We start from the raw sequence: 11492 nt of genomic DNA, 5'->3' as shown, positions 1-11492 counted from the left end.
GCAAATTTCTTCTATCTATTAAGGATTACAGTAAAAAACATGAAAGATCACCTAGTCTTAAACTTGGTTCGGATGAGTCCAGCCTACAGTTTTTTCTCAATAATATTCCAGTTGATTCCAGAAATCTGCTCCCTTTCCGTCGACTGTCTGCCAAGCCTCCTCAGCGCAAGCGCCTTCGGGGTCTCGACTAGCCAGTTATTCGGCAGGAGTGTCGCAAATTTCTTCTATCTATTAAGGATTACAGTAAAAAACATGAAAGATCACCTAGTCTTAAACTTGGTTCGGATGAGTCCAGCCTACAGTTTTTTTCTTTTAATTACAATCCAGTGAAGCTATTCGGACTCCCAATCCTTTTTTGTCGCCAAACTGCAACCATAACTATGGTTACTTTCTGACTTTAGAATAGATAATCACCCTAATAATATTGGCGGGTTTAATAATCTATGGTTACATAGCCTGGCACGTCTTTCTCTTCCCCATTACCCGTCGCTAATCAGACTTCGACTTCACAACTTGCCAGTTTGGGCAAAAAAACTCCGTATGACATACAGGAACACTGCTTTCATAAAATGCAGGTCATTTGGACAATAAAAAAAATCCCACTGTAAACAGTAGAATTCTTGTAATAATATTTAAACGCAAAGCTTCGTTCTCCAGGTAACGAAACCCTACGTTATGAGTATGTATTGGAGCGGGTGAAGGGAATCGAACCCTCATCATCAGCTTGGAAGGCTGAGGTTTTACCACTAAACTACACCCGCAGATTCTTGTAGAAGTTTGTCGAATTACCAATCAACAAAATTAATTATATAGTTTAATGTGAAAAAATGCAATAGTTCTTTTAAAAAAAATTAATAATTAGCGTATTGTAACGTTAATATATTCATTCACTCTAGTAAAAATGTTAAAAAGTCCCCTGATTCAGAGAACTTTTTCATCCTATATATGATGATTTAAGACCAAATGACTTCCATTAACCGCGGATAAACCTGCTGTGCCGTTTCAAGCAGCATGATTAACTTCCTGAACGCCAGATCCGGTACGATATCCCCTTCAATGGAGTATGAATACCGAATGGAAATGGTCCCATTTTCCTCATACAGCTTAGAATACCTAAAATTAGCATTATATTCATTCAAAAGTGTATGTACGTCCTGTTTCTTTTCAGGATTCTTCAATTCTGCGACATTAAAGCAAAATAAGTCCGCCACATTTTCATCTTGATTGAAAGCAAATACTAAAAGGACCTTCCACCCGTCCTTTAACTTTTGCTCAGCCCTAAAAAAGGTGGTGCCATCTTCATTCAACTCATTCATATAGATTTTCTCACTAGTTAAAAAATCACGAAATTTAGCAACGTTTGACATGGTTCATCACCTTTCTCTTTATCATTACATTTTATAATGAAATTTGTCATTTTTACAGACTTTTCTATAACTCTTCCAATTTCATCCTATTAATAGGGGCGAAGAATCACTCATTTAAAGAAATGGATTCAAATATGAACTCCCATACGAGGATCAATAGATTGATTAGCCAGTTGCTTCCCCGCAAAACCGAAGCGCATCTTGCAGGTCCAAAATTCACTGGCGGATTTTTGAGTATCCTTCTATTACTGGCACTTCTTTATTCGTATGTGATCGACTTCCTCATTTTAAATGTATCCTTTCATTAAAGATTCCATTACCTCTGTAGTGAAAGCTATGTCTGATGAAGTGACTTTTAATAATTAATATCCTTCATATGGATCAAAAGATACACTAAAGGTAATGAAAGATCATATTTTAACTTGAAAGGAAAACGGCCTTTCCCCGATTGAAAATCGAAAAAAGGCCGCTTTTGTCATAAGCTGCTTAAAAATCACAAAAAAGGACCTTTCTCAGCTTTATTTCCAGAAAACTTATAGTTGAGCGAATTCAGGTTCCGCAACTTTTACAAGCTGTTTACCAAGGTTCGTTCCTTTAAACAAACCTAAAAATGCATCAGGCGTGTTTTCGAACCCTTCAATAATCGTTTCTTCATACTTCAGCTTTCCTTCTTGAAGCCACTTACCTAAATCCGTAGCACCTTCTTGGAATCTAGCTGCATAATTTCCAACTGTGAAACCTTTCATTAGTGCACTTGTTTTGATCATCGCCGATTGCAGACGCGGTCCTAGATCTTTTCCTTCTGCGTTATACGAGGAAATCGCTCCGCATAATGGTATTCGGGCATTTGCATTCAAAAGCGTGAAAACAGCATCGGACACCTCGCCGCCCACATTATCGAAATAAATATCGACCCCATCAGGAACAGCATTAGCTAAATCTGTCGCAAAACTATCACTTTTATAGTTTACGGCTCCATCAAATCCTAGCTCTTTCGTTAAATACTCAAGTTTTTCATCTGAACCAGCGATGCCCACAACCTTCGCACCTTTAATCTTAGCAATTTGTCCGACTGCTGAACCAACTGCTCCAGCGGCTCCTGAAACGACTACCGTTTCACCTTCTTGAGGTTTACCAATATCAAGCAAACCAAAGTATGCAGTTAAACCGGTCATTCCAAGAATCCCTAAATGAGTTGTGACCGGGGCCACCTTGGGATCAATCACGCGGATTTCCTTTTCGGTGACAACTGTGTATTCTGCCCAGTCGATATTTCCAACAACGACATCCCCTTGTTTGAAGGAATTCGATTTGGATTCAACAACTTCAGCAACAACGCCGCCCGTAATGACCTTATTCAGTTCAAATGGAGCAATATATGATTTGGTATCTTGCATTCTGCCACGCATGTATGGATCGACAGATAAATATAGTGTACGTACTAAAATCTCATTATCCTTTGGTGTGGGAACTTCACTCTCAACAAAGTTGAAATCCCCTTTCGAAGGCATACCTTTTGGACGATTTGCCAGGGTGATTACTTGTTGTTTAGTTTGTGTCATCATTGTTCCTCCTTGGTTTGAATACGTAATTTCGAAAAGAAGCGTATCACTGATGAAGTTCATAGGTCAAAGAATATGATTGGCTATTGCTTCCATAACACTCTTTATGTAACCTTTCCTGAAAACCCCAAACTTGCTACAAACTATTATGTCCCATGTTTTTCATTTCAATATACGGTTCACTCCCAAGAAAAATTTAACGGCCTTTCCCCGATTGGTTACCGAGAAAAGGCCGCAGTTTAAAACTCTATTTTTATTGTTTGCTTGGCAGATGTTCAAACTCCGCAATTTCCCGATTTAAAACATCAGCCTGGACAATTTGTACTGCAATCATTAAGAACATGTTCGCCCTTGAAAAAACTTAATGGATAGTCTACATCAATTTTGAAATAAACATCGTGGCAATTCCAAAGTAAATAAGTAACGAGAGTATATCATTTAGTGTTGTAATTAGCGGACCGGAAGCAACTGCAGGATCGATGTTGAATTTATATAATACTAAAGGAATAATGGTCCCAGCTAAAGTCCCGATAATCAGGGTCATCACTAACGAACTTCCAACCACTAATCCCAGAACGGGATTTCCCTGCCAAACATAAGCTATGATGGAAATCAATATTCCGCAGGTAATGCCTATTATCAATCCCACTTTCAATTCCCGAATAATAAGTCTCGTCACGACTCCTTCATCCGTATCACTAGTGATTAGGCCCCTTACAACAACAGCTAAAGATTGAGTACCTGTATTTCCAGTCATCCCTGCGATCATCGGCATAAAGAAGGCCAGAGCAACAACTTTGGACAATGTTTCTTCAAAACCGCTTATAATGGTTCCAGACACTAATCCGATAAACAAAAGTAAAATAAGCCAGGGAAGCCGGCGATATGCGGCCACATGCGCCTTCGTGTCAAAGTCTATAGCTTTACCGGATGCCGATAATTTTTCAATATCTTCATTCGCTTCCTTAATGACCACATCAATAATATCATCGACGGTTACAATTCCTAATAACTCATTATTTTTTTCAACTACAGGAATTGCTAAAAAATCATATCGCTCAATAACACGAGCTACCTCTTCTTGGTCTTCATAAGCAAAAACGGAGATAACCCGGCTATACATAATATCTTGAATTTTTTCAGATTCATCATTTATTATTAAATCCCGATATGAGACAACACCTACTAATTTTTTATCATGATCTATTACATAAAGATAATTGATCGTTTCCGAAAACTCCGCAAAGATTTTCAGTTTTTCAACTGATTCACGAACCGTATAATGTTGGGGGATCCAGACAAAACGGTTTGTCATTATTCGCCCTGCCGTTTCAGGGGGATAATTCATGATATTTTGAACGATTTTTGATTCTTCTTGTTTCATGCCTGAAAGAAGTTCTTCAATTTTTCCAGGGGATAGGTCCTCTAACAATGAAGCTAAATCATCATTATCCATCAAATCCATTACATGGCCGGATTTCTCTATTCCTAATTTACTAAGGATTTTTAATTGATGCACTTTCTCAACTTCTTGAATCAGTTCAGCGATTTGTTCTGAATCAAGTAATAACAAGAAGCGTGTATGGTGTTTTTCTGGGAGCCCCTCAAAAGTTCGCGCAATGTCATATGGTTGGAGTTCTTCTAATATTGCTTGAAATTCTTTCTTTTTTCCTTCTTTTAAAACCTTTATGATTTGTAAAGTCATTTGATCTTCCGTCAGGACTTTTATCATTTCGTCACTCACTCCTTTTTAGGGGAGCCCAAAAATATTCCCCTTAAATATTAAGAGTAAAAAAATATTTATTCCCCTTCCAAAATCTTGTTTTCATTCTCGGGTATGTCGTCGTGAATAGTCATCCCCACCCCCAGGAAAAAAATAAAAACACCTCCATGACAAATGAAGGTGTGAAATACGGTTTAGATGCGTACATTGTCTGAATGACAAATACAAACAGTCGTATATGACTGAATGACAAATACAAGCATAAATCCAGTTCCTCCATTCGTAGAGCTTTAGCACTGTGTGGCATAGGACAAAGCCAGCTACATTAAAAACCACCTTATGTCGATGGTTTCTGTTGACCCATTGGCGTCTTTCGACATTTTTGGGCAGTAGCGTATCTCCTACACAGGAGCCTCACCTAACGAGGATATTTAATTTACACATCCACTCTAAAAGAGTTTCTTTTAGATGTCAATGTTTGATTCAAATAATGCTAATTTTGACCTGACATCCCTCCCCCAAAAAAGTTACTGTGTAAACAAAATCCCGATCAAGATGGTCTGATTGAATGTCTCTTCGATACTTTTTTAAAACGTCCCTCTTCACAGCCACAATCGCCACCCTATTTAAAAAGATACAACGGAGAAATAAATGCAACCACAAGGGAAAATATTGGAATTATATATTGAATCTTACTTATAATGAAGACAGATATCCAATGACTGATACAACAATACACATAAAAAATATCTTTTTATCTCTAATTATTCTAAGAAAGGAACTTGATAAAATGAAAAGAACTTTGTCGATTATATGCATGATCGTAAGTGCTGCTGTATTAATGGTAGGTTGCAGAACGAAGGACGAGGTACAGGTGGAAGAAAAACCGAAGGAAGTGAGCTCATTGAATGCTATTGAAGGCAGATGGGAAGGAGATATTAAGATCCCAAATCAACCGCTTCCAATCATTGTTCATTTTACGAAGAAAGATGGAACGATAAGTATTCCTGTACAAGGGTTGAGCGAATTCCCCTTAACAAGGGTAAGGTTAAGTGAATCAGACTTGTTTTTTGATATGAAAATCCAAAATCAGCAAATTACTTTTGATGGGAAAGTAGATCAGGAAAAGATTTCAGGAACATTTGTTCAAAAAGGGCAAGCCTTCCCCTTTGAATTGCTCAAGAAATCCGATCAGGCAGTTAAAGTAAAAGAATCCGGTGAAATCGTGCAGGCCGACTTAAAGAACGGAACCATTAAAGGCCTTTTAGAAACACCAAAAAATGAAGGGCCTTTTCCTGTGATGATTATAATTGCGGGTTCCGGGCCGACCGATAAAGATGGTAACACCATCGCAAATCCCGGAAAAAATAATAGTTTGAAAATGTTATCCAAGAGTCTTGCAGAACAAGGGATTGCAAGCATTAGGTATGATAAGCGCGGAATTGGCGAAAATATGAAATTGGCAGGAAAAGAAGAGGACCTGAGATTTGAGCAGTATATTGATGATGCAGCTGCTTGGGTCCAATTTGCCAAAAAGGATGGCCGTTTTTCCAAAGTTGGCATCATCGGCCATAGCGAAGGCTCTTTAATTGGAATGGCAGCGGCAAAGAAAACAGAAACAGACATATTCATTTCATTGGCCGGTGCAGGCGAACCTATTGACCAAGTACTCATCAAACAGCTTGAAGAGCAGCTTACACCGCCGTTATTAACGGAATCCAAAGATATCCTGGCAAAGCTAAAACAAGGAAAACAGGTCGAGACTGTCAGTGCTGATCTGCAAAGTGTATTCCGCCCCTCTGTTCAACCTTACATGATTTCTTGGATTGGATATAACCCGCTAGAATCAGTAAAAGAACTGAATATCCCTGTTCTAATCGTAAATGGCAATAGAGACATTCAAGTGCCGGCCACTAACGCAAAAGCGTTACACAAGGAAAAAAGCGATTCTGAATTACTATTACTCGAAAAGATGAATCATGTATTGAAAGAAGCCCCGGCAGATCGAGCGGGAAATCTAGCAACCTATACAGATCCTGAACTACCATTATCCCCTGGATTGGTGAGTGGCATCATTGAATTTTTAAACAAAAATGACATAAATACCAATTGAGAATTGTGTCTTCCCCGGGTTTGAAAAGATCACTCAAATGATTCTCGTGCCTATAATACTAAGGTATATAAGGAGATCAAAATTGAAGATTACACCCTTCGAGAATATAAATTGCATAGTTAATTAAATGAGTTAAATCTCTTTTAATAATTCTATATTTCCTGAAACAAAAGACAGAATCATTCTGCCTTTTGTTTTTTATATTTTCTACGGGATACTCTGTCACTTTTAAATATTTTAAGCTAATAATCTTTTTTGAAAGAACATAAGAATAAAAAATACGTTTATTATGGAAGAAAAATGGCAGGTAATCTAATAAAGAGGAAGATTTTGTATAAATCCATGCCACATGTACCCTTGAAATCATTTATCTGTATATGCTGTTCTTTTTTCAGAGCTTCAAACTACTACTGCAAGCCTTTTAAAAATAAGGTAATTATGTACTTCTAACCTCTTGAACGAACTATGTTAAAGGATCCTCTAGTTTCCGAACTTTCCCTAACGATTATTTTCTCTTCATAATTAGAACTTTCAACAGTCATAACAGCCGTTTTGCACGTCTTGTCTTTGCAAGATTCTCAAAGTGACATGACATTTCCCCTTACTGTTTCCAGATTGATAAACAGGGAGGCCCGACAACAAGCGTTTTAAGACTTTAACTCAGTCCTCTGTAACTCCATAGGGCAGAGCTTTCTTCAACAGGTAATGATATTCTACCTATCCTTCTACCGAGCTACCTTACTAGCGTGAATGAAAAATATGACAAAGTTGTTCCTTACAAGTGAAAAACATAAGTTCACCAAAAAGGGACAAACTGTATTTGAAAAAAGAAAGGAGATGTGAGACATGACAAAAAAATTCAATAAAGGCAGCCGAAACCAAAATTCACCGCAATTACACGGACAAGCCCCTGTTAGCGGGGACAACAGCAAAGGAAATAAAAGAAATAAAGATCAGAGCTCTAAATCAGAGTAACTAAATGAAACAACCGGTCATATTCAGACCGGTTGTTTTTTTGCAGATATCTTCTTAGTTATTTGGCAGAGATTAAAAAGGGCAAAAGTTCGCCTTCCCCCTTAATCCAAAAATGAATACTCGTTAAACCTCATGTGCAAATCTCATACTATCCTTTGGTACTGGAGAAGTGCTTCCGCAATTAAATGGGGCAATTTACTTGATGTTCTCATTAGGATTATTGGCTATCCTCACCGGAAACTTTTTATTGACCACCCTTATGACTGAAATTAGCGGTTTATTAGCATTTTTTAGAAGCCTCATGCACAAAACTATCATCGGAACTTGAATTTCATTTACGTGTTTACCAAGAACGTCGAGGTGTTACTTCTTTAACATATAAATTTTACGAGGTCTTCCTCGAGGAGATTGAAGTTCTTCTCCTTTGTACTCCACTAAACCGCTTTCACTCAAACCACTCATGATTCTCTGGGCATTTCGAACGGTCATGGATAAATGGGAAGCTAAATCCGAGGAAGTGAAGCCATCCCAGCCCATACGATCAATCAATGCTTCAATCTTTTTATACGTTTTCACACTAATGTTAGCCTGATTCAATTTATCCAGCAGTTCTTTATCATTGGAACGGAAGGTGTATGCCAATTGTTCTTCTTGACCTACGGATTCGATCATTACACCATCTTCCTGGATGACAACAATTCCAGAACTTTCTTTCTTTTTTGAATGACGGATTGCCTTGCGGGCATTGATTTCTGCCGATGCAGCCGTTTCACCAAAACCAATGCCGACTGCAACAGAAGCATCCATCTCAAGAGCCAGTTGTTGAACAGTACTTCGCAAGCTGCCAATTTCCCGTTCAATGGCCTTTCGTGAACTAAATATTTGATAGCGTCCGTTTCCATTTTCGATGAGGGATCCATCTAATTTTTCGCAAAATGTAAGCAATGTTTGTTTAATCTTAAGCTCCAAATGCTGTAGATGGTAACGAATATTGACCTCGTCCACAAATTGATCAAACTGATCAATTTCTATGATCTCCACACCTATCTGGCTATCCTTGAAATAAGTACTTTTTGCTTTTTCAATTAAAATCTTGACCGCTTGCCGAATTTCCATTTTTGTCATATTAATTTTGTAGACAGGAACATTTTCCTTTTTCAAGGCCTCATATACAGATTGCAAAACGGTAAGGACCCCATGTACCTCCCCTTCCCTCCACAACTGAAGATGAAATTGGACAATTTCTTGATAATCATATTGTTCATCAAATGTTTTTACATAAATATGTTCAGTGGAAATCCCCAGCTCTTGCAGCGACTCATGAAGAAAAAAGTCTTCCAATCGAATCATATCGATGGACAACTTATCGAAAAAATGTTTTTGATCTGCAGACATTTGTAATAAACATCTATATAAACTAGATCCTACAGGGGGACAATATGTAAAATTGGCCTCTGAATCCAACATTCCTTTTGCTATTCTATAAGGAACCGGACCAGAGAAAAACCAACCATTTACTGTACTTTGATGTTTTTTTATAATGTCCGTTACCTCACGTGCATCTTCATATGGAAAATCAATAAAATCTATTTCATGCTCAAATTCATTAGTAACATCCCGAATTTTCTTTAAAGATGAAAGTGGACCAACAACCCCAATTTTATACAAGTTTATTTCACCCCTACATCATACTATTCGTTTTATTATATCAAAATAACCAACCCTAACAGGGAATAAAAATGGCATCCAAAAATACAAGCATGTTAAAGCACCTTTTGACATGAATAAACGGTGCTGCTTAATATAGTTTACTTATCTATCGTAAGTTCAAGAATGGCATATCATTCAATGGTTTCGCATCCCATTGCTTACTTCACAACAATTACCAGAAAATAATTTCCCTTTATTCAGAAAATTTTATTGAAATAGATTATTCTTAATTATATAATACATTTAACGAAAATAGCGCTAAGTATTCGTTAAATAAAATCAGTATATTGGGAAGGAATTAATGAAGTTCACAAAGGATCAAAGACGGTAATTTGAGTGTAGGGCAGGCTTAGAGAAAAAGTTTTATAAATGGAATGCTGCAAAAACGCAAAACTAAAAATGGAAGAAGGTTTAGGAGGAGAATGTAATGGAACAAAAAGTAATCAAAGATACAATTAATCTTCAAAATCAGAAAACGGGTGGTTTTTTCAATCGAATAGAGCGAATAGGAAACAAAATCCCCCACCCCTTTATCTTATTTATTTATATGATTGCCTTTTTATTTGTTGTAACCGCTCTCTTATCAATTTTCCATGTTTCGGCATCGGACCCCATTAGTGGAGAGAAAGTAGAAGTGCAAAACCTTTTAAGCCGTGAAGGCATCCAATGGATTTTGCCGAATATGATTAAAAACTTTTCAGGGTTTTTACCATTGGGATCTATTTTAGCCCTAATGCTGGGAGTGGGACTTGCTGAAAAGGTCGGATTGTTAGAAGTTTTGATTCGGAAAATGTCGTTAAAGGTCTCAGGGAAATACGCAAGTTATTTAGTTGTATTTGTTGCCTTCTTCAGTCATGTTTCTTCTGATGCTGCACTTGTCATCATGCCTCCCCTTGGAGCTTTGATTTTCCTTGCTGTGGGACGGCACCCTGTTGCAGGGTTGCTCGCTGCCATCGCTGGGGTTGGTTCAGGTTTCACTGCCAACTTATTAATCGTCACAACAGACGTCTTGCTTTCAGGAATCAGTTCGGAAGTAGCGAAAGGCATGAATGCAAATTTGACCGTTAATGTTACGGATAACTGGTTCTTTATGGCGACTTCCGTTCTCGTACTCACAGTAGTTATATCCTTGATAACAGATAAATTTGTTGAGCCGCGTTTAGGGAAGTATGAAGGTGGCGGTCAGCATAAAAAATTGGAGCAATTAACGAAACAACAAAACAAAGCACTCCTGGCTACAGGTATTTCAGCATTGATTTTTATAGCTGTTATGGCCGTTCTAGTCGTTCCAGAAGGAGCCCTATTACGAAATCCAGAAACTGGAGCCATCCTCCCTTCTCCATTCATGTCTGGAATTGTCGCAATCATCTTACTCTTCTTTTTTACAGTTTCCATTACTTATGGAGTTAAGGTGGGGGCAATCAAGAAACAAAATGACATTCCGGAATTATTGGTAGACCCAATCAAAGGAATGGCCGGATTCATTATTATGGTTTTCCCGCTTTCCCAGTTTGTCGCTTGCTTTAACTGGAGCAATATGGGTAAATTTTTGGCTTTATCCATTACAGATCTCCTGGAACAGCTAAACATAGAAGGTGCACCTGTCCTAATAGGGCTAATGTTCTTATCTGGACTTCTTTCCATGTTCATTGCCAGCGGATCGGCAATATGGTCTATATTAGCACCCGTTTTTGTCCCAATGTTCATGGTATTAGGCTATCATCCTGCCTTCGCCCAAATGTTGTTCAGGGTAGCGGATTCATCTGTATTGCCATTGGCACCTGTATCTCCATTTGTCCCACTATTCTTAAGTTTCTTACAAGAGTATCGAAAAGATGCAAAACTAGGAACTTATTATTCTCTTATTTTGCCTTATCCGATTATCATCTTCATCATTTGGACATTATTGGTTGTGGTTTGGTATTTCCTCGGCCTCCCAATTGGTCCCGGGGTATCTCCGAAATTACCGTAATTTGAAAAATCCCAAGCGCCTCGCATGCCCCTTAAGCGACTTGAGGGGCTGGGCCGCTTGGTCTAGACAA

General features: G+C 38.0%; 7 protein-coding genes, 1 tRNA gene and 1 riboswitch. Of the genes, 3 read left to right on the top strand and 5 right to left on the bottom strand.

All coding sequences use genetic code 11. The annotated features are described in order from the left end of the window. Nucleotides 1-687 precede the first annotated feature (687 nt). The 4 genes from ACFVS1_RS00540 to mgtE form a co-directional block, all read right to left on the bottom strand. Nucleotides 688-761 (bottom strand) — tRNA-Gly (locus ACFVS1_RS00540). A gap of 192 nt (nt 762-953) precedes the next feature. Then, entirely contained in the window at nt 954-1367 is a 414-nt protein-coding gene (locus ACFVS1_RS00535; protein WP_063235961.1) for a YbjN domain-containing protein, read from the bottom strand. A gap of 533 nt (nt 1368-1900) precedes the next feature. Further along, a complete protein-coding gene (locus ACFVS1_RS00530) occupies nt 1901-2929 on the bottom strand; it encodes an NADP-dependent oxidoreductase (RefSeq protein WP_387544656.1) in 1029 nt (342 codons plus the stop codon). Between the two features lie 373 nt (nt 2930-3302). Further along, nucleotides 3303-4661 (bottom strand): magnesium transporter, encoded by a 1359-nt coding sequence (mgtE, locus tag ACFVS1_RS00525; protein ID WP_387544655.1) that lies wholly within the window; start codon nt 4659-4661, stop codon nt 3303-3305. 258 nt (nt 4662-4919) lie between these two features. Next, nucleotides 4920-5085: riboswitch (M-box (ykoK) riboswitch) on the bottom strand. Between the two features lie 357 nt (nt 5086-5442). On the opposite strand from mgtE, the gene ACFVS1_RS00520 reads away from it, so the two are divergent. Next, the gene (locus tag ACFVS1_RS00520; protein WP_387544654.1) at nt 5443-6765 is read left to right on the top strand and encodes an alpha/beta hydrolase family protein; all 1323 of its coding nucleotides are present in this window, start codon (nt 5443-5445) and stop codon (nt 6763-6765) included. Nucleotides 6766-7611: 846 nt separating this feature from the next. Next, on the top strand, nt 7612-7740 hold the full coding sequence (locus tag ACFVS1_RS00515) for a hypothetical protein (protein WP_323599568.1): 129 nt from the start codon (nt 7612-7614) through the stop codon (nt 7738-7740). Between the two features lie 363 nt (nt 7741-8103). Here ACFVS1_RS00515 and ACFVS1_RS00510 read toward each other — a convergent pair whose 3' ends face one another. Further along, nucleotides 8104-9408: a helix-turn-helix domain-containing protein gene (locus ACFVS1_RS00510; RefSeq protein WP_387544652.1), complete on the bottom strand. Its 1305-nt coding sequence runs from the start codon at nt 9406-9408 to the stop codon at nt 8104-8106. A gap of 469 nt (nt 9409-9877) precedes the next feature. Here ACFVS1_RS00510 and ACFVS1_RS00505 point away from each other — a divergent pair, with 469 nt between their 5' ends. After that, entirely contained in the window at nt 9878-11422 is a 1545-nt protein-coding gene (locus tag ACFVS1_RS00505) for an AbgT family transporter (RefSeq protein ID WP_387544651.1), read from the top strand. The last annotated feature ends 70 nt before the right edge of the window (nt 11423-11492 follow it).

The organism is Peribacillus sp. NPDC058075 (assembly GCF_042885195.1).
Taxonomy (GTDB): domain Bacteria; phylum Bacillota; class Bacilli; order Bacillales; family DSM-1321; genus Peribacillus.
The sequence above is the reverse complement of the archived record's forward strand: the minus strand, read 5'-3'. Positions and strand labels throughout refer to the sequence as shown.